General features: G+C 70.8%; 13 protein-coding genes and 4 tRNA genes. 7 read left to right on the top strand and 10 right to left on the bottom strand.

All coding sequences use genetic code 11. The annotated features are described in order from the left end of the window. Together purL and V2J85_RS36575 are read left to right on the top strand one after the other, a co-directional pair. The coding region (gene purL / locus V2J85_RS36580) for a phosphoribosylformylglycinamidine synthase subunit PurL (protein ID WP_330823921.1) at positions 1 to 1,721 on the top strand (1,721 nt) is incomplete at its 5' end. A gap of 157 nt (positions 1,722 to 1,878) precedes the next feature. Next, positions 1,879 to 2,676, top strand: coding sequence for a maleylpyruvate isomerase family mycothiol-dependent enzyme (locus V2J85_RS36575; protein WP_330823920.1), 798 nt, complete (start codon positions 1,879 to 1,881; stop codon positions 2,674 to 2,676). 47 nt (positions 2,677 to 2,723) lie between these two features. On the opposite strand, the gene V2J85_RS36570 is transcribed toward V2J85_RS36575, so the two are convergent. Next, positions 2,724 to 4,193: a sulfatase family protein gene (locus tag V2J85_RS36570; protein WP_261957545.1), complete on the bottom strand. Its 1,470-nt coding sequence runs from the start codon at positions 4,191 to 4,193 to the stop codon at positions 2,724 to 2,726. A 298-nt stretch (positions 4,194 to 4,491) separates the two neighbouring features. Beyond that, positions 4,492 to 4,611: a putative leader peptide gene (locus tag V2J85_RS41520; RefSeq protein WP_362146486.1), complete on the bottom strand. Its 120-nt coding sequence runs from the start codon at positions 4,609 to 4,611 to the stop codon at positions 4,492 to 4,494. Positions 4,612 to 4,738: 127 nt separating this feature from the next. Here V2J85_RS41520 and purF point away from each other — a divergent pair, with 127 nt between their 5' ends. Continuing rightward, a complete protein-coding gene (purF, locus tag V2J85_RS36565) occupies positions 4,739 to 6,298 on the top strand; it encodes an amidophosphoribosyltransferase (protein ID WP_261956909.1) in 1,560 nt (519 codons plus the stop codon). A gap of 34 nt (positions 6,299 to 6,332) precedes the next feature. Then, the gene (gene purM, locus V2J85_RS36560) at positions 6,333 to 7,403 is read left to right on the top strand and encodes a phosphoribosylformylglycinamidine cyclo-ligase (RefSeq protein ID WP_261956910.1); all 1,071 of its coding nucleotides are present in this window, start codon (positions 6,333 to 6,335) and stop codon (positions 7,401 to 7,403) included. A gap of 192 nt (positions 7,404 to 7,595) precedes the next feature. On the opposite strand, the gene V2J85_RS36555 is transcribed toward purM, so the two are convergent. Both V2J85_RS36555 and V2J85_RS36550 read right to left on the bottom strand, forming a co-directional pair. Next, positions 7,596 to 7,847: a DUF3073 domain-containing protein gene (locus tag V2J85_RS36555; RefSeq protein ID WP_261956911.1), complete on the bottom strand. Its 252-nt coding sequence runs from the start codon at positions 7,845 to 7,847 to the stop codon at positions 7,596 to 7,598. A gap of 313 nt (positions 7,848 to 8,160) precedes the next feature. Continuing rightward, the gene (locus V2J85_RS36550; protein ID WP_030416652.1) at positions 8,161 to 9,279 is read right to left on the bottom strand and encodes a Leu/Phe/Val dehydrogenase; all 1,119 of its coding nucleotides are present in this window, start codon (positions 9,277 to 9,279) and stop codon (positions 8,161 to 8,163) included. 221 nt (positions 9,280 to 9,500) lie between these two features. Between V2J85_RS36550 and V2J85_RS36545 the strand changes: the two genes are divergently transcribed. Both V2J85_RS36545 and bldC read left to right on the top strand, forming a co-directional pair. After that, on the top strand, positions 9,501 to 10,337 hold the full coding sequence (locus tag V2J85_RS36545) for a DUF8083 family protein (protein ID WP_330823919.1): 837 nt from the start codon (positions 9,501 to 9,503) through the stop codon (positions 10,335 to 10,337). Positions 10,338 to 10,851: 514 nt separating this feature from the next. Next, entirely contained in the window at positions 10,852 to 11,058 is a 207-nt protein-coding gene (gene bldC, locus V2J85_RS36540) for a developmental transcriptional regulator BldC (protein ID WP_003949541.1), read from the top strand. A 540-nt stretch (positions 11,059 to 11,598) separates the two neighbouring features. Here bldC and V2J85_RS36535 read toward each other — a convergent pair. The 3 genes from V2J85_RS36535 to hrpA form a co-directional block, all read right to left on the bottom strand. Continuing rightward, entirely contained in the window at positions 11,599 to 11,844 is a 246-nt protein-coding gene (locus tag V2J85_RS36535; RefSeq protein ID WP_261956913.1) for a DUF6274 family protein, read from the bottom strand. Between the two features lie 352 nt (positions 11,845 to 12,196). Beyond that, a tRNA-Asp gene (locus V2J85_RS36530) sits at positions 12,197 to 12,271 on the bottom strand. 92 nt (positions 12,272 to 12,363) lie between these two features. Further along, positions 12,364 to 16,452 carry an ATP-dependent RNA helicase HrpA gene (gene hrpA, locus V2J85_RS36525; RefSeq protein WP_261956914.1) on the bottom strand — a complete coding sequence of 1,363 codons (4,089 nt, stop codon included), beginning with the start codon at positions 16,450 to 16,452 and terminating at the stop codon, positions 12,364 to 12,366. A gap of 122 nt (positions 16,453 to 16,574) precedes the next feature. Between hrpA and V2J85_RS36520 the strand changes: the two genes are divergently transcribed. Further along, a complete protein-coding gene (locus tag V2J85_RS36520; protein ID WP_330823918.1) occupies positions 16,575 to 17,717 on the top strand; it encodes an ABC-2 transporter permease in 1,143 nt (380 codons plus the stop codon). Between the two features lie 88 nt (positions 17,718 to 17,805). On the opposite strand, the gene V2J85_RS36515 is transcribed toward V2J85_RS36520, so the two are convergent. From V2J85_RS36515 to V2J85_RS36505, 3 genes are all read right to left on the bottom strand, one after another. Further along, a tRNA-Phe gene (locus V2J85_RS36515) sits at positions 17,806 to 17,879 on the bottom strand. 4 nt (positions 17,880 to 17,883) lie between these two features. Continuing rightward, positions 17,884 to 17,958: transfer RNA gene (locus V2J85_RS36510), tRNA-Asp, on the bottom strand. Positions 17,959 to 18,006: 48 nt separating this feature from the next. Continuing rightward, positions 18,007 to 18,079 (bottom strand) — tRNA-Glu (locus V2J85_RS36505). Positions 18,080 to 18,120: the final 41 nt, after the last annotated feature.

Here is an 18,120-nt window from a genome sequence, read left to right as displayed (position 1 = left end):
AGGTCGTCTTCGACGCCTGCTACCAGGGCAATCCGCTGGTCAACGCCGGCTGCATCGGTGTGATGAAGCACGAGGACATCCACCTGGCCAAGGCCTCCGGCGCCGGCAACAAGGTCATCCTCTACGGCGCCCGCACCGGCGGCGACGGCATCGGCGGCGTCTCCGTGCTCGCCTCCGAGACCTTCGACGACAGCAAGCCGACCAAGCGCCCGGCCGTCCAGGTCGGTGACCCCTTCCAGGAGAAGCTGCTCATCGAGTGCACCCTGGAGATCTTCCAGGAGAAGCTGGTCGCGGGCATCCAGGACCTGGGTGGTGCCGGTCTGTCGTGTGCCACCAGTGAGCTGGCATCGGCCGGCTCCGGCGGGATGCGGGTCGAGCTGGACTCCGTTCCGCTGCGGGATGCGACGCTCTCTCCTGAGGAGATCCTCATGAGTGAGTCGCAGGAGCGGATGTGCGCGATCGTCGAGCCGCAGCACGTCGAGCGGTTCATGGAGATCTGCGAGAAGTGGGACGTGATCGCCACCGTCATCGGTGAGGTCACCGACGGCGAACGCCTGGAGATCTTCTGGCACGGCGAGCAGATCGTCGATGTTCCGCCGCGCACCGTCGCCCACGAGGGCCCGGTCTACCAGCGCCCCTACGCCCGCCCCGACTGGCAGGACGCCCTGCAGGCCGACGACGCGGGCCAGCTGCCGCGTCCGACGGGCGGCGAGGAGCTCAAGCAGCAGGTCCTGCAGCTGGTGGGGCACCCCAACCAGGCGTCCAAGGCGTGGATCACCGACCAGTACGACCGTTTCGTCCAGGGCAACACGGTGCTCGCGCAGCCCGAGGACGCGGGCATGGTGCGGATCGACGCCGACACCAACCTGGGCGTCGCGCTGGCCACGGACGGCAACGGCCGGTACGCCAAGCTCGACCCGTACGCGGGTGCGCAGCTGGCGCTCGCCGAGGCCTACCGCAATGTGGCGGCCTCCGGTGCCAAGCCGTTGGCCGTCTCGGACTGCCTGAACTTCGGCTCGCCCGAGGACCCGGCCGTCATGTGGCAGTTCGCCGAGGCCACCCGTGGTCTGGCCGACGCCTGCCAGACCCTGGGCACCCCGGTGACCGGCGGCAACGTCTCCCTCTACAACCAGACCGGCGAGACGGCGATCCACCCGACGCCGGTCGTCGCCGTGCTGGGTGTCATCGACGACGTCACCCGCCGCACGCCGATCGGGTTCGCCGAGGAAGGGCAGCTGATCTACCTGCTCGGTGACACCCGTGAGGAGTTCGGTGGTTCGGCCTGGTCGCAGGTCGTCCACGAGCACCTGGGCGGGCTGCCCCCGCAGGTGGACCTGGAGCGGGAGCGGCTGCTGGCCGAGATCCTGATCTCCGCCTCCCGCGACGGCATGATCGACGCCGCGCACGACCTGTCCGACGGCGGACTGATCCAGGCCCTCGTCGAGTCCTGCCTGCGCGGCGGGACCGGTGCCCGGCTCGTCGTGCCCGACGCTCTGGACGCGTTCACCTTCCTGTTCTCCGAGTCGGCGGGCCGTGCGGTCGTCGCCGTGCCGCGGAGCGAGGAAGTCCGCTTCACCGACATGTGCACCGTCCGGGGCCTGCCGGCCACCCGCATCGGTGTCGTCGACGGCGAAGAGATCGACATCCAAGGCGAGTTCAGCATCCCGCTGAGCGAACTGCGCACCGCCCACGAAGGCACCATCCCGGGGCTGATTGCCTGACGCCCCGCCCTGGGCCCCGTCCGCCGGTGGCCCGGGTCCTTCCGGCCGGAACGGCCCGCCAGCACGTCTGGCGGGCCGTTCGGCGTGTGTGCGGGCGACGGCTCGGGGCGATCCGTGACGCGGGGCGGTTGTCGGTGCTGCCGCTTACGCTGATCGCATGTCTCCTGCCGCCCGGAAGTCGCGCTCCCGCCAGTACGACGAGAAGAAGACCCGCGCCGCCGTCCTCGCGCAGTTCGCGCACGTCCGCGCGGCCGTGGGCGAACTGACGGCTGATCAGTTCGCCCGGCCGACCCGGCTGGGCGACTGGACGGTGCGGGACCTCGTGGCGCATCTGGCGATGGCGGTCGGCAGCGTGCCGCGTGCGCTCGCGCTGCCCGCTCCGCCGAAGGTGACGACCGCCCTGCTGGACTGGCCGTTCGCCACCGCGCCGCTCGCCCCCGGGATCGACGCGGACACCCGCGCGCTGGCGTCCGGCACCGACCCCGTGGAGCTGCTGGCGCGCACCGCGGAGGAGTTCGAGCAGGCCCTGCCGCCGGAGGGTGCGGAGCGCCTGGTGGCCGCCCGGCCCGGCGCGATGCGGCTGGCCGACTACCTGGTCACCCGCTGCGTCGAACTCGTCGTGCACACCGACGACCTGGCCGCGGCGACCGGCGCGGAGATCCCGTACGACCGCCAGGCGCTGGCCACCACGACGCGGCTGCTGGCCGATGCGCTGGCCGTCAAGGCACCCGGCGGGTCGGTCGAGGTCCGGGTCCCGCCGTTCGCCGTGGTGCAGTGCGTCGAGGGCCCCCGGCACACCCGCGGCACCCCGCCGAACGTCGTCGAGACCGACCCGCTGACCTGGATACGCCTGGCCACCGGCCGGACGACCTGGGACGCGGAGCTGGCCGCCGCGACGGTCAGCGCCAGCGGCGAGCGGGCCGGCCTCGGCGCCCACCTGCCGGTGATGGCCTGACGGCCGCGGAGCCTCATGGGCGGCCGGCGGAGGCGCGAGGTGGCCGGTCAGTCCTTCGGATACGGCAGCAGCGTGGCGTCCACCGCCTCCCAGGCCGCCCGCAGCTCGCCCAGCAGCTGCCGTTCGTCCGGTGCCTTGTCGGCCTGCTCGCGGGGATCGTCGACGATGTGGAAGAGCTGGTCCTTGCCGCTCTTGCCGCGGTAGTACTTCCAGTCGCCGCGCCGCAGCGCCCGCTCGCCGCGCACCCGCCAGAACAGGTCGCGCTCGGCGATCCGCTCGCCGCGCAGCAGATAGCCGGCCAGGCTCGTACCGTCCAGCGGGTGCCCGCGGTCCGGCCGGGCGCCGGCGAGCTCCAGCAGCGTGGCCGTCCAGTCCGGGGTGAACACCGGCTCGTGGCTGACCTGGCCGGGGCGCAGCCGGGCCGGCCAGCGCACGATGGTCGGCACCCGGATGCCGCCCTCCTGGAGCGACGCCTTGTTCCCGGACAGCGGCCAGTTGTACGACCAGCGCTCGCCGCCGTTGTCGCTGGCGAAGAAGACCAGGGTGTCCTCCTCCTGGCCGGAGCGGCGGAGCGCGGCCAGCACCTCGCCGATCGAGCGGTCGAGGTCCTCGACCATCTCGCGGTACTTCTCCAGCGAGCCGCCGTCCTGGTGCCAGAGCGCGCCCGGCTCGCCCGCCTCGATCCGGCGGACGATCTTCGCGCTCTCCTCCTCGTCGCCGTCGGCGATCCACGGCCAGTGCGGGGTGGTGAAGTTGAGGTTCAGCAGCCAGGGCTTGTCATGGTCGCGCTCGACGTAGTCGACCGCCCGCTCGGTGAGGATCCGGGTGTAGTAGCGCAGATCCTTGTACGCGGCGTCGCCCTCGTAGAGGTCGTACTCCCCGGCCAGCCCCAGCTTCGAGTAGTACTCCAGCGCCCCGCCGAAGTTGCCGAAGAAGGTCTCCCAGCCCGACTTGGTGGGGCTGTGGTCCGGCAGGTAGCCGCAGTGCCACTTGCCGATCAGCGCCGTCGCGTAGCCGGCGGTGCGCAGCAGCGAGGCGAGGGTGGGGTGGTGCGGGTCCAGTCCCACGCTCTTGTCCGCGATCGGCTCGGCGAGCCCGCCCTTCGTACGGCCCGGATACCGGCCGGTGTAGAGGGAGAAGCGGGTGGGCGAGCAGGTGGCGGAGCCGGCGTAGGCGTCGGTGAAGCGGACGCCCTGGCGCGCCAGCCGGTCCAGGTGCGGCGTACGGATGTGGGGCGAGCCGTACGAGGAGAGGTCGGCCCAGCCCAGGTCGTCGCCCAGGATGAAGAGGATGTTGGGGCGCCGCGCGTGCCGGCCGGGCGCGGCACGGAACGCCTCCTCGGTGAACGGGGCGGCGGCCGCGGCGGGGGTCGCGCCGGCCACCGGGGCGATGGCGCCCAGCCCGCCCACGGCGGCCGCGGCACCGGCGCCGGCGAGCCCGCCGAAGGTGCGCCGCGAGAGGCCGGTGGGCGGGACGGGGGCGGAGGGATCGGCGGAATCGGGGGAGTTGGGCGACATATCGGGCGCCGCGGAGGTGTGGGCAGGATCGACGGACGGCATGGGTTCGGCTCTCCGGAGTGGTCGTCTCGGGGCGGGGTGCGGCGCGCGGGCCCCCGGGGGCGGCGGCGGGCGGAGAGGCGTCGCGTATCTCACACCGGAATGCCGGGGCGCCCGTACGGCATGTGGTGCGTACGGGACTGAAGCGACATTCCGGGTGGATGGCAGGAAGGGCGACGGCGTGGCGAAAGGCCAGCTCAGCGGGGTGGTCCGGGAATTTCGCCGGACCCGTCGTCACCCGCAGCTACGCTGCTGGTGCTCAGCGACAGATCGCGCTCGCGACGCGACCGAGGTCGACATGACGGCGGCGCACCAGGCGCTGCGCGGAGCGGGGCGCCCGGCAACACACCAGGTGCGCCAAGGGCTGCGGGGTCTGCATGGGCAGAAATCCTGTCCGCGTGGCCGTGACCACGTCAAGCACGCTTCATGTCCCGTTCATGCACTCATCCAGATCCGCGGCCATCCCCGGTTCGGATGAATCCGCGACCTGCCCTAGACTCGGGGGCGTGCCACGTGGTGACGGACGACTCAACCACGACCTGCTCCCCGGCGAGAAGGGCCCCCAGGACGCTTGCGGCGTCTTCGGTGTCTGGGCTCCGGGTGAAGAGGTCGCCAAACTCACCTATTTCGGGCTGTATGCGCTGCAGCACCGTGGACAGGAGTCCGCGGGCATCGCGGTGAGCAACGGCTCCCAGATCCTCGTCTTCAAGGACATGGGCCTGGTGTCCCAGGTCTTCGACGAGACTTCCCTCGGCTCCCTCCAGGGCCACATCGCCGTGGGCCATGCCCGCTACTCCACCACCGGTGCCTCGGTGTGGGAGAACGCCCAGCCGACGTTCCGCGCCACCGCGCACGGTTCCATCGCGCTCGGCCACAACGGCAACCTGGTCAACACCGCCGAGCTGGCCGAGATGGTCGCCGCGCTGCCCCGCGAGGGCGGCCGCGCGACCCAGGTCGCGGCGACCAACGACACCGACCTGGTGACCGCGCTGCTCGCCGGCCAGGTCGACGAGGACGGCAAGCCGCTGACCGTCGAGGAGGCCGCGCCGCGCGTCCTGCCCAAGGTCATGGGCGCCTTCTCGCTCTGCTTCATGGACGAGCACACGCTCTACGCCGCCCGCGACCCGCAGGGCATCCGCCCGCTGGTCCTCGGCCGCCTGGAGCGCGGCTGGGTGGTGGCCTCCGAGACCGCCGCCCTGGACATCGTCGGCGCCAGCTTCATCCGGGAGATCGAGCCCGGCGAGATGGTCGCCATCGACGAGGACGGCCTGCGCAGCAGCCGCTTCGCCGAGGCCCGCCCCAAGGGCTGTGTCTTCGAGTACGTCTACCTCGCCCGCCCGGACACCGACATCGCCGGCCGCAACGTGTACCTCTCCCGTGTGGAGATGGGCCGCAAGCTGGCCGCCGAGGCGCCCGCCGACGCGGACCTGGTGATAGCGACACCGGAGTCCGGCACCCCCGCCGCGGTCGGCTACGCCGAGGCCAGCGGCATCCCCTACGGCTCCGGCCTGGTCAAGAACTCCTACGTCGGCCGGACCTTCATCCAGCCCTCGCAGACCATCCGCCAGCTCGGCATCCGCCTCAAGCTCAACCCGCTCAAGGAAGTCATCCGCGGCAAGCGGCTGGTCGTCGTCGACGACTCGATCGTCCGCGGCAACACCCAGCGGGCGCTGGTGCGGATGCTGCGCGAGGCCGGAGCGGCCGAGGTCCACATCCGGATCTCCTCGCCGCCCATCAAGTGGCCGTGCTTCTTCGGCATCGACTTCGCCACCCGCGCGGAGCTGATCGCCAACGGGCTGAGCGTGGAGGAGATCGGCAAGTCGCTGGGCGCCGATTCGCTCGCGTACATCTCCATCGACGGCATGATCGAGGCGACCACGATCGCCAAGCCGAACCTGTGCCGCGCCTGCTTCGACGGCGAGTACCCGATGGAGCTGCCCGACCCGGAGCTGCTGGGCAAGCACCTCCTGGAGTCGGAGACCGCGGCACCGACGAAGTCCGACGTGGACGGCGTCCAGACGCTCACCGCCGGGGTCGGCGGGGCCGACGCGCTGCGTCGCCCGTAGAGCTCGTACACACACGACACGAAAGTTCTCAGCCATGTCCGCTGAACCTTCCGGCGCCAGCTACGCGAGCGCGGGCGTCGACATCGAAGCCGGCGACCGCGCCGTGGACCTGATGAAGGAGTGGGTGAAGAAGGCCACCCGCCCCGAGGTCGTCGGTGGGCTCGGGGGCTTCGCCGGCCTCTTCGACGCCTCCGTCCTCAAGCGCTACGAACGCCCGCTGCTGGCCTCGGCCACCGACGGCGTGGGCACCAAGGTCGACATCGCCCGCAAGATGGGCGTCTACGACACCATCGGCCACGACCTCGTCGGCATGGTCGTCGACGACCTGGTCGTGTGCGGCGCCGAGCCGCTGTTCATGACCGACTACATCTGCGTCGGCAAGGTCTACCCGGAGCGGGTCGCGGCGATCGTCAAGGGCATCGCCGAGGGCTGCGTGCTGGCCGGCTGCGCGCTGGTCGGTGGCGAGACCGCGGAGCACCCGGGCCTGCTGGGCGCGGACGAGTTCGACGTGGCCGGCGCCGGCACGGGCGTCGTCGAGGCGGACCGGCTGCTGGGCGCGGATCGTATCCGTACGGGCGACGCGGTGATCGCGATGGCCTCGTCCGGACTTCACTCGAACGGGTACTCCCTGGTCCGGCACGTCCTCTTCGAGCGGGCCGGGATGGCCCTCGACCAGGAAGTCGCCGAGTTCGGCCGGACCCTGGGCGAGGAGCTCCTGGAGCCCACGAAGATCTACTCGCTGGACTGCCTGGCGCTGACCCGCACGACCGAGGTCCACGCCTTCTCGCACATCACCGGCGGCGGACTGGCCAACAACCTCGCCCGGGTCGTCCCGGACGGGCTGCACGCCACCGTCGACCGCGCGACCTGGACGCCGGGACCGGTCTTCGACCTGGTCGGCACGGCCGGCTCGGTCGAGCGCCTGGAGCTGGAGAAGACCCTGAACATGGGCGTCGGCATGATCGCCGTCGTCCCGCAGGAGTCGGTGGACGTGGCGCTGACCACGCTCGCCGACCGCGGGGTGGACGCCTGGGTCAGCGGTGAGATCGTCGAGCGCGGCGACCACGCCGACGCGGTGACCCTGACCGGTGACTACGCCGCCTGAGCGGACCGGCCGCCGCACCGGCACCCACCGGTGCGGCCGCCGCTGCGGCGCGCCTCCGGCGGACCGGTACGGCTGGTTCCCGGCGGGCCGGCACCCGGACGCGCTCCTTCCGGGCAGCACAAAACCCGGCCCGGGCAATGCCCAGGACCGGGTCCGTGATGCTGTGAGCGGGTGCCGCGAGCGCGCAGAACGTCAAGCACGACGACGCTGCTGTGAGGAGTCGCCCTCATCCTCGTCATCGTCGTCGTTGTACAGCTCTGCGTACCGTGCGTACGGGTCGTCTTCGGCATCCTCGAACGGCTCCGCGTTCGGAGGCTGCTGGCTCGACGGTGCCGTACTTGCACCCAGCTCGCTGGCCAGTGCTGAGAGATCCGTCCCACCGCTGTTGTACTTCAGCTGGCGGGCGACCTTTGTCTGCTTGGCCTTGGCCCGGCCGCGCCCCATGGGTCGACCCCCTCAGTGACGGGGCTCGATGGCCCCAGAGTCTTGACACGCGTTCATGGATCAGAGCGGGCTCTCGACAGAGAGACCGGCCCGTAGAGCTTTAACGGTACCTGCTTCCGCGGCCATACGGTACGTCGCCCGCATCACCCGCCGCTCGGCACGACCCGCAGGGTGCCCCGTCCCCGCTGGTCAACTGCGATTTTAACCTGTCCCGTACGGCGACCCGCCGACGGGTGGTGAGGGATGTCTCCCCGACCGGCCGTGGCGGGCCGCGCAAGGTGGTGTTTCCGGCCGCCTTGGCCGGAACTTTCGGTCAGCTCCTCCGCGCCTCCGCCATCCGCTGCTCCGCCAGCCGGTCGGCGGCCGCCGCCGGCGGGATACCGTCCGCCTTCGCACGAGCGAATATCGCCAGCGTGGTGTCGAAGATCTTCGCCGCCTTGGTCTTGCAGCGGTCGAAGTCGAAGCCGTGCAGTTCGTCGGCCACCTGGATGACGCCGCCGGCGTTCACGACGTAGTCGGGGGCGTAGAGAATGCCGCGGTCGGAGAGGTCCTTCTCGACGCCGGGGTGCGCGAGCTGGTTGTTGGCCGCGCCGCACACCACCTTCGCGGTGAGCACCGGCACCGAGTCATCGCTGAGCGCCCCGCCCAGGGCGCACGGCGCGTACACGTCCAGGCCCTCGGTGCGGATCAGCGCCTCGGTGTCCGCGACCGCGGTGACCTGCGGGTGCTCGGCGCGGACCCGCGCCACCGCGTCGGCGCGGACGTCCGTGATCACGACCTCGGCACCGTCCTTGAGGAGGTGTTCGACGAGGAGGTGGCCGACCTTGCCCACGCCGGCGATGCCCACCTTGCGGCCGCGCAGCGTCGGATCGCCCCACAGGGCCTGCGCCGAGGCGCGCATGCCCTGGAAGACGCCGTAGGCGGTCAGGACGGAGGAGTCGCCGGCGCCGCCGTTGGCGGGGGAGCGGCCGGTGGTCCACTTGTTCGTGCGGGCGACCACGTCCATGTCGGCGACGTACGTGCCGACGTCGCAGGCGGTGACGTAGCGGCCCCCGAGCGAGGCCACGAACCGGCCGTAGGCGAGCAGCAGTTCCTCGGTCTTGATCAGATCGGGGTCGCCGATGATCACGGCCTTGCCGCCGCCGTGGTCCAGCCCGGCGAGGGCGTTCTTGTAGGACATGCCGCGCGACAGGTTCAGGGCGTCCAGCACGGCCTCCTCCTCGGAGGCGTAGGCGTGGAAGCGGGTGCCGCCGAGCGCGGGACCCAGCGCGGTGCTGTGGATGGCGATCACTGCCTTCAGGCCACTGGCCCGGTCCTGGCAGAGAACGACCTGCTCATGGCCCCCTTGTTCCGATCGGAACAGGGTGTGCAGAACGCCGCCGTCGGTGCCGGCGGGGGCCGGACGTACGTCAGTCACGGTGGTGACTCCCATAAGTCGCGAAGGACGCCCTCCTACGGGTGGGGAGGGCCGGTTGGGAAGAGCGTAAGACCTGCGACGGCGGTTGATCGGTCAGGTGCCGAGGATCACCCTCTCCCGGGGGACGGACGTGGGACGATCTGGTCGTATCGCAGGCCGGTCGGGGGCCCTCGGGCGTGTCGGGCACGCCGTGCGGCGGGTCCTCGGGCGGTGGACTTCCCTCGTAAGGAGCGGGTGTGGCCCTGGCGTCATCGGTGCAGGTCCCGTACATGGCATATCTGCGGGTCTACGAGCCGCTGGCAGCGTTCCCCGAGCCGGAGCGCTCCCACTGGGCGCGCTATGCCAAGCGGGCGGACACCCCCACCGCCCAGGACGAGCAGCGCCGGGCGCTGGCCGACCTGCTGCCGACCCCGCCGGTGCCGGTCCCGGTCCACGAGAGCGCGGACGCCTTCGTCACGGTCCTGAACGAGGTCGTGTGCGTCTGTCCCTGGCGCACCCGGCTGCGCGGCTGGCAGGCGCTGGAGGGGCTGGAGGAGCTGCTGCCGGCGGCGGTGCTCGACGCGGCGCTGCCCCCGGTCGTGCGCCGGCAGGCCGCCACCGACTACGAGCGGTGGCGGGAGCGCAACCCCGACGCCCGGCCGTGGATCCGCGGCGCGACCTGGCACGTCCCGGTCCGCTGGTTCGTCCTTTTCGACGACGCCGAGCGGGAGTACGCGGAGGGTGACCAGGGGACCGTGCTGCGTTACCGCACGCCGATGGTGCAGGCCAGACGGCGGGTCGCGCGGGGATTGCGGACGCTGCGGAGCGCCCTGGAAGAGGGCCCGCTGATCGACGGCCTGGTAGATGTGGGGCGCTGGCTCGAGGAATTCCACCCACGCTCGCTCGTGGAGCTGGACTACGGAGGGCTGGTGCACGCGGTGCCCGAGGGGCAGCTCGCCGAGGACCGTTCCGCCGCCGAGGTGGCGGAGGGACTGGCGGCGCTGCGCGAGGGGGACGGCGAGCGGGCCGGTGCCGCGTACGAGAAGCTCTCCCAGCGGTGGCGCGCGGTCCGCGAACGTCAGTTCTCGAGCTGACCGCCCGAACCCTTTCCCGAGTTCACGGTGCTGTCGTACGGTGCTCGCTTCACGGTGGTCGGGCGGTAAGGGACGTAGGCCCTTAACCGGGCGATTGCCTCAAGCGTGACCTAAAGCACTGACTTCGGGTCTTGCTAGCAAGCCTCTTCCTCGTGCCAAAATAGGACAAGGAGCCCGACCCGGGCTCCTTCCGTCCAACTAAGGGCGGATAGATCGGTATTGCGTTCCTTGAGGGGTCTCGTGGCGGCTGAGCACGTTGTGACTGATCGTCACGGCGGTGTGACTGTCCGCTATGGCACGGTCCATCGGCATCCGCCGAGGTTGAACACCTGAGAGGGCAATTCCATCGGTTTGGCCGACGTGGCTGGACAGATGGTGTAGTTGTAGTGCCGAGGACAAGCCGTTCGTCCTATAACCGACTCGGCCCGCGTCCGCCATTTCGGGCAACGTGGGTCAAGGTGCAGAATTTAGAGGAAAGAACCGTGATGGTTCGGTTCTCCCGAGGAGGCCGCTCATGACCGCTCGCACCCCTGACGCCGAGCCGCTGCTGACCCCTGCCGAGGTTGCCACGATGTTCCGTGTCGACCCCAAGACGGTCACCCGCTGGGCCAAGGCAGGCAAGCTCACGTCCATCCGCACGCTCGGAGGACATCGGCGTTACCGCGAGGCTGAGGTCCGCGCACTGCTGGCGGGCATTCCGCAGCAGCGCAGCGAGGCCTGAAAAGCCGCGTAGCCAGGCTGTTTTCGGGGCCCCCAACCCGAAAACGCCCGCTTCGCGCACCAGGCTCGACCTGCTCCACCACGCTTCACACAGCTTCATACGACGCGGCGCCTGACCCCAACAGGCCCACACCCGCTCCACCTGGGTACGTCACCGATCGCGCTGGACTCCGCCGGGTCCAGCGCGATTTTTTTGTGTACGGCCGCTCCAGGGCCGGTCAGGAGGCTCGGGCCACCTGTCGCCGGGGCCGGCGTCCGGCGGCGCGCACGGTGCCTTCAGAGGCCCTCCGAGGGCCTTCGGGAGTGACTCCGGGAAAGGGCATTCGATACGCCTGGAGGGTGGTGCAATTGCACATATTAAATTGACCCGTTGTAGGGCGGGTGTAAGTTCCCCGCCCGGTGAAACTTGTTCGGTGACTCCCGTCACACGGCGCGCCGCTTGTAGCGATCCGCCCACTGCGGTAGGGGAGTTGCCCCCTCCCGTGAGGCCCTTCCGCTCCCCACACTGCCACCGGACAAGACGTCACGCGGGCGCCCTTGGTCACCGTGGCGCGGGACTTTTGTCCTCGGCCGCCGGCGGCTCGCTGGCGGCCGGCGCGGGGGTCGGGTCGGGAGCGGGCGCGGGCGGCGGCGTGGCGGGCCCGGAGCGGGCCGTGTGCGGCTCCATGGCGAGCCGCAGCAGCTGATGGCAGATGGGGCAGTGCCGCGTCAGATGGCGGTAGCCCGTGGCCGCGGCCAGATGGGCCCGCAACAGCGCCCTGGTTTCGTGCCGTACCGCAGTCGTCATCGCGCATACCTCCCCGGCCCCCACAACCTTCCCAAGTGAGTACCGGCGCCGGAAGGTCCCGTCAATACGGTGGGCAGCAAAGCAGTCACCGCCCGCAGCCGACGGCGCGCGAAAAGCGGCAGCGGCGGGCGAGCACCGGACCGGCGCACGGCACACGGCGGACGGCGGATACGCACGGCGCCCGCGGACGCAGCATCCGCGAACGCAGAACGGCCCGCATCCGAGAAGGATGCGGGCCGAACAGAAGCGGTCCTGACGGGATTTGCTGTCTCCGATGGCGGCCTCGCCGCGGGCGCGGCCTCTCCGGGCAGCAGTACGGCCCGCATCCCCAGGGGATACGGGCCGTAAAAAGCGGTCCTGACGGGATTTGAACCCGCGGCCTCCACCTTGACAGGGTGGCGAGCACTCCAAACTGCTCCACAGGACCTTGCGTTTCGCTTTCCGCTTGCGGCGGGCTGCGAAGCAAGACTGTACAGCAGGTCAGGGGGTGCGGTCGAACTCGATGCCGGTGCCCGCCCCTCAGGCGGGCACCGCCGCGTCCACCGCCTTCATGATCCGCTTGTCGGAGACCGGGTACGCGGTGCCCAGGGCGTGCGCGAAGTAGCTGACCCGGAGCTCCTCGATCATCCAGCGGATCTCGCGGGCCTCGGCCGGCACCGCACGGCCCGGCGGGAACTGCTCCAGCAGCCAGGCGTATTCGTCCTGCATCTCCTTCACCTTCGCCATACGGGTGCGGTCCCGCTCGGCGTTGGTCGGCAGCTGCGTCAGACGGCGGTCGACGGCGATCAGATAGCGCATCAGGTCCGGCAGCCGCTTGGCGCCGTGCGCGGTCACGAAGCCGGGCTTGATGAGCTGTGCCAGCTGCTCCTTGACGTCCGTCAGCGACGGCAGCAGCGAGGGGAAGGACGTCTCCTTCAGCCGGCGCTCACACGCCTGCCAGGCGGCCAGCACCTCCTGCACCTGCTGGATCGTCCGCAGCGTGACGTCCACCAGGTCGGACCGGACGGCGTCGAACAGCTTGCGGAAGGACTCCTCGTCCCACGCCGGGCCGCCCCGCGCCGCGATCAGGCGGTCCGCGGCGGCGGTCACGCAGTCGTCGAAGAGCGCCCCGATCGAGCCGTGCGGATTGCGGGACAGCGCGAGCTTCTGCTGGTTGCTCAGCTTGTCCTGGGCGAACTTGGCGGGGTTGGAGGGGATGTTGAGCAGGATGAGGCGGCGGGTGCCCGCCCACATCGCCGACTGCTGCGCGGCCTCGGTGTCGAAGATCCGGACCGCGACGCTGCCGCCCTCGTCCACCAGGGCCGGGTACGCCTTCAGCAGCTGGCCCGCCCGCCGGGTCTCGACCGTGCGCGGCAGCGCGCCGATCGTCCAGGACGTGAGGCCGGTGCGCTGCTCCACGCCGGCCGGCGCCGCCTCGTCGGCCGCGGCCCCGCCGCCCTTGCGGCCCCGGCCGGGCCGTTCGGCGGCCTGCTCGAAGGCCTTGGAGATGGCCGCCTGGGTCTTCGGCTTGAGCTTGTGCCGCAGCGCCTCCAGGTCCTTGGCCTCGGCGAGCTTGCGCCGCCGCTCGTCGACCACCCGGAAAGTGATCTTGAGGTGGTCGGGGACCTTGGCCACGTCGAAGTCCGCCGGGTCGACGGGCACGCCCACCATCCGCTGCAGCCCGGCGGCCAGCGAGGCCGTCAGAGAGCCCTGCAGCGGCACCGCGGAGTCCAGGAAGCGGGCCGCGAAGTTCGGCGCCGGCACGTAGTTGCGCCGGATCGGCTTCGGCAGTGACCGGATCAGCTCCGTCACCAGCTGCTCGCGCAGGCCCGGGATCTGCCAGTCGAAGCCGTCGGAGGCGACCTGGTTGAGGACCTGCAGCGGTATGTGGACGGTCACGCCGTCCGCGTCCGCGCCCGGCTCGAACTGGTACGTGACCTTGAACTTCAGCTTTCCCTGCCGCCAGGAATCCGGGTAGTCGTCCTTCGTGACGGCCTCGGCGGATTCGTTGATGAGCATCGAGTGCTCGAAGTTCAGCAGCTCCGGCTCGTCCCGGCGCTTGGTCTTCCACCAGGAGTCGAAGTGGGCGCCGGAGACGACGTGGTCGGGGATCCGCCGGTCGTAGAAGTCGAAGAGCGTCTCGTCGTCCACGAGGATGTCGCGGCGCCGGGCGCGGTGCTCCAACTCCTCGACCTCGCCGAGGAGTTTGCGGTTGTCATGGAAGAACTGGTGGTGGGTGCGCCAATCGCCCTCCACCAGGGCGTTGCGGATGAACAGCTCGCGCGAGGTCTCCGGATCGATCCGGCCGTAGTTGACCTTGCGCTGGGCGACGATCGGCACGCCGTAGAGCGTGACCCGCTCGTACGCCATCACCGCGGCCATCTTCTGTTCCCAGTGCGGCTCGCTGTACGTGCGCTTGACCAGGTGCTGGGCGAGCGGCTCGATCCACTCCGGCTCGACCTTCGCGTTCACCCGCGCCCACAGCCGGGAGGTCTCGACCAGCTCGGCGGACATCACCCAGCGCGGGGGCTTCTTGAAGAGCGCGGAGCCGGGGAAGACCGCGAACTTGGCGCTCCGGGCGCCGAGGTACTCGTTCTTGGCGTCCGTGTCCTTCAGGCCGATGTGCGAAAGCAAACCGGCGAGGAGGGAGGTGTGGATGTGGTCCGGTGCCGCGTCCTGCTCGCTCAGATGGATTCCCATCGTCTTGGCGACCGTGCGCAGCTGGGAGTAGATGTCCTGCCACTCGCGTATCCGCAGGTAGTTCAGGAACTCGTTGCGGCACATCCGGCGGAAGGCCGACGAGGACAGCTCCCTCTGCTGCTCGCGCACGTAGCGCCAGAGGTTCAGGAACGCCAGGAAGTCGCTGGTCTCGTCCTTGAAGCGGGCGTGCTGCTGATCGGCCTGCTGCTGCTTGTCGGAGGGCCGTTCGCGCGGGTCCTGGATGGACAGCGCGGCCGCGATGACCATGACCTCGCGGACGCAGCCGTTGCGGTCCGCCTCCAGCACCATCCGCGCCAGCCGCGGGTCGACCGGCAGCTGGGACAGCTTGCGGCCGGTCTGGGTGAGCCGCTTCTTCGGGTCCTTCTGCTTCGGATCGAGCGCGCCGAGCTCTTCGAGGAGCTGCACGCCGTCCTTGATGTTGCGGCGGTCCGGCGGATCGATGAACGGGAACTTCTCGATGTCACCGAGGCCGGCCGCGGTCATCTGCAGGATGACGGAGGCCAGGTTCGTCCGGAGGATCTCCGCGTCGGTGAACTCGGGGCGGGAGAGGAAGTCGTCCTCGGAGTACAGCCGGATGCAGATGCCGTCGCTGGTCCGGCCGCAGCGGCCCTTGCGCTGGTTGGCGCTGGCCTGCGAGACCGGCTCGATGGGCAGCCGCTGGACCTTGGTGCGGTAGCTGTAGCGGGAGATCCGGGCCATGCCCGGGTCGATGACGTACCGGATGCCCGGCACGGTCAGCGAGGTCTCGGCGACGTTCGTGGCCAGCACGATCCGCCGGCCGGTATGGCGCTGGAAGACGCGGTGCTGCTCGGCGTGCGACAGCCGGGCGTACAGCGGCAGGACCTCGGTGTGCGGCAGCTGCTTCTTGTTGAGCGCGTCCGCCGTGTCGCGGATCTCCCGCTCGCCGGAGAGGAAGACCAGGATGTCGCCCGGCCCCTCGGCCTGCAGCTCGTCCACCGCGTCGCAGATCGCGGTGATCTGGTCGCGGTCTGCGTCCTGGCCGCCTTCTTCCAGCAGCGGGCGGTAGCGCACCTCCACCGGATACGTACGGCCGGACACCTCGACGATCGGCGCGCTGGGGGCCGCGTCGCCGTCGCCCGCGGTGGCCTTCGCCGCCCCGACCGTGGCGAACGAGCCGAAGTGCCGCGCGAACCGCTCCGGGTCGATGGTCGCGGAGGTGATCACGACCTTCAGGTCGGGGCGCCGGGGCAGCAGCTGCGCCAGATAGCCGAGGATGAAGTCGATGTTGAGGCTGCGCTCGTGCGCCTCGTCGATGATGATCGTGTCGTACTGGCGCAGCTCGCGGTCGGTCTGGATCTCGGCGAGCAGGATGCCGTCCGTCATCAGCTTGACGAGGGTGTCGGCGCCGACCTGGTCGGTGAAGCGGACCTTCCAGCCGACCACCTCGCCCAGCGGGGTCTTCAGCTCCTCCGCGACGCGTTCGGCGACCGTACGGGCCGCGATCCGGCGCGGCTGGGTGTGCCCGATCAGACCGCGCACGCCCCGGCCGAGCTCCAGGCAGATCTTCGGGATCTGGGTCGTCTTGCCGGAACCGGTCTCGCCGGCCACGATCACGACCTGGTGGTCGCGGATCGCCGCGAGGATGTCGTCCTTCTTCTGGCTGACCGGCAGCTCTTCCGGATAGGTGATCTCCGGGAGCGCGGCCCGCCGCTGGGCGACCCGCAGCTCGGCCTCGTCGATGCCGTCGGCGATCTCGGCGAGCACGGCCGCCCGGGCTTCGGGCTTACGGATCCGGCGCGCGCCGTCGAGCCGGCGCCCCAGCCGCTGCGCGTCGCGCAGCATCAGCTCGGGCAGGCGTGCGCTCAGCGCGGGGAGAGTGGGAGCAGCGGTGCCGGGCGGGGTGGAGGAGATGCCGTCGGGCAGGGCGGAGGCAGGCTGACTGGACATACGTCCCCCAGGATCTCACCTCGGGTGAACGACTGGCGAACCATTTGCCGGCCCGGCCGGGTGCCCGCCCGCGTACGGCCTCTATACGGGAATGTCCGACATCGGTGGCTTAGCGTGTGCGCATGTCCGGCGATCGCGGCGCCCCCGGCCCCCAGGGCGAACCCGACGCGCCCCGCCAGGAGGGACCCCACCAGGACGCCCACCAGGACGCCCCGCCCCCGCACGGCGCCCACGGCAGGCCGCGGACCGGCGCGGAGAAGTGGGCCGCCTTCAAGAGGTCCCCGTTCTTCCCCGCCACCGTGCTGGTCTTCATCCTCGCCGCGGCCGCCGGCCTCTTCGCCGGCTCGTACACCTACGCCATGGCCAACCCGGCGCCGCGGCACATCCCCACCGCGGTGGTCGGCTCCCCCGCCGCCCCACAGGTGAAGGCGTTCGCCGTAGGGATGGAGAAGGCCCTGCACGCCTCGCTCCGGCTGACCGCGTACCCCTCGTACGGCACGGCCCGCGCGGCCATCGACGACCAGCGCGAGTTCGCGATCCTGAGCGCGCGCGGACGCGGCGTCGCACTGGACGTCTCCGGCGCCTCGGGCGCCACGGTGGCCCAGCTGCTGGCCGAATCCGGCGCCGAGGCCGGCCGGGCGACCGGCGTGGACGTCCGCATCCGGGACATCACCCCGCTGCAGAAGGGCGATCCGCGCGGTCTCGCGCTCTTCTACATCTCCCTGGCCGCGGTGATCATCGGCTTCGTCGGCGCGATCCAGCTCAGCGTGCACGCCCGGGACCTCAACCCGGCCGAGCGGACCGCGTTCACGATCGTCTACGCGCTGCTCGGCGCCTTCGCCATCGTGGCGGTGGTCGACTGGTGGCTGGGCGCCCTGCGCCTGCCGTTCCTGGAGTCCTGGCTGATCCTGGCCCTGACCATGTTCACCTCCGGCATGGTCTTCACCATGTTCAACACCCTCATCGGGCGCTGGGCCATGATCCCGACCTGGGGCCTGATGGTGCTGCTGGGCAACCCCTCTTCCGGCGGCGCGGTCTCCTGGCCGCTGCTGCCGTCCGTCCTCGGCCACATCGGCCGCTGGCTCCCGCCGGGCGCCTCGGTCAACGCCCAGCACACCGCGGTCTACTTCGGCGGCCACCAGCACGCCTTCCCGTTCCTCGTGCTGGCCGGCTGGTCGGTGCTCTCCTGCACGGTCTTCCGGGTCTGGCGCCACCGTCACCCCGGCGGCCGCGAGACCGGCGCGGCGCATGCGGCGGACGGCTGAGCGGCGGACGGCTGAGGGACGGATTCCGCCGGGTGGTGGAACGACGAAGGCCCCGGTTCGGGGAACCGGGGCCTTCGTCCAATGGGTGTGGCTGGGGCCGGGGTCGAACCGGCGACCTATCGCTTTTCAGGCGATCGCTCGTACCAACTGAGCTACCCAGCCGCAGCGGTCCTGACGGGATTTGAACCCGCGGCCTCCACCTTGACAGGGTGGCGAGCACTCCAAACTGCTCCACAGGACCTTGCATTGCGTGAAAGCGGCCTGAGCCATTCTCACACACGATGATGCGTGCCCCCAACGGGATTCGAACCCGTGCTACCGCCTTGAAAGGGCGGCGTCCTGGGCCACTAGACGATGAGGGCTGGTGGCCTCCTTGGCGTCGTTACCGGCGCCGTCGGGGACG

Origin of the sequence: Streptomyces bugieae (assembly GCF_036352915.1) — a bacterium.
In the GTDB taxonomy this organism is placed as follows: Bacteria; Actinomycetota; Actinomycetes; order Streptomycetales; family Streptomycetaceae; genus Streptomyces; species Streptomyces endophytica.
This window is presented reverse-complemented; position numbering and strand designations above follow the sequence as displayed.

What these genes read in the sequence shown, in the direction of transcription:
- V2J85_RS36575 (WP_330823920.1), top strand. Translation starts at nt 1,879, where the DNA reads ATGTCTCCTGCCGCCCGGAAGTCGCGCTCCCGCCAGTACGACGAGAAG.
- V2J85_RS36570 (WP_261957545.1), bottom strand. Translation starts at nt 4,193, where the DNA reads ATGTCGCCCAACTCCCCCGATTCCGCCGATCCCTCCGCCCCCGTCCCG.
- V2J85_RS41520 (WP_362146486.1), bottom strand. Translation starts at nt 4,611, where the DNA reads ATGCAGACCCCGCAGCCCTTGGCGCACCTGGTGTGTTGCCGGGCGCCC.
- purM (WP_261956910.1), top strand. Translation starts at nt 6,333, where the DNA reads ATGTCCGCTGAACCTTCCGGCGCCAGCTACGCGAGCGCGGGCGTCGAC.
- V2J85_RS36555 (WP_261956911.1), bottom strand. Translation starts at nt 7,847, where the DNA reads ATGGGGCGCGGCCGGGCCAAGGCCAAGCAGACAAAGGTCGCCCGCCAG.
- V2J85_RS36550 (WP_030416652.1), bottom strand. Translation starts at nt 9,279, where the DNA reads ATGGGAGTCACCACCGTGACTGACGTACGTCCGGCCCCCGCCGGCACC.
- bldC (WP_003949541.1), top strand. Translation starts at nt 10,852, where the DNA reads ATGACCGCTCGCACCCCTGACGCCGAGCCGCTGCTGACCCCTGCCGAG.
- V2J85_RS36535 (WP_261956913.1), bottom strand. Translation starts at nt 11,844, where the DNA reads ATGACGACTGCGGTACGGCACGAAACCAGGGCGCTGTTGCGGGCCCAT.
- hrpA (WP_261956914.1), bottom strand. Translation starts at nt 16,452, where the DNA reads ATGTCCAGTCAGCCTGCCTCCGCCCTGCCCGACGGCATCTCCTCCACC.
- V2J85_RS36520 (WP_330823918.1), top strand. Translation starts at nt 16,575, where the DNA reads ATGTCCGGCGATCGCGGCGCCCCCGGCCCCCAGGGCGAACCCGACGCG.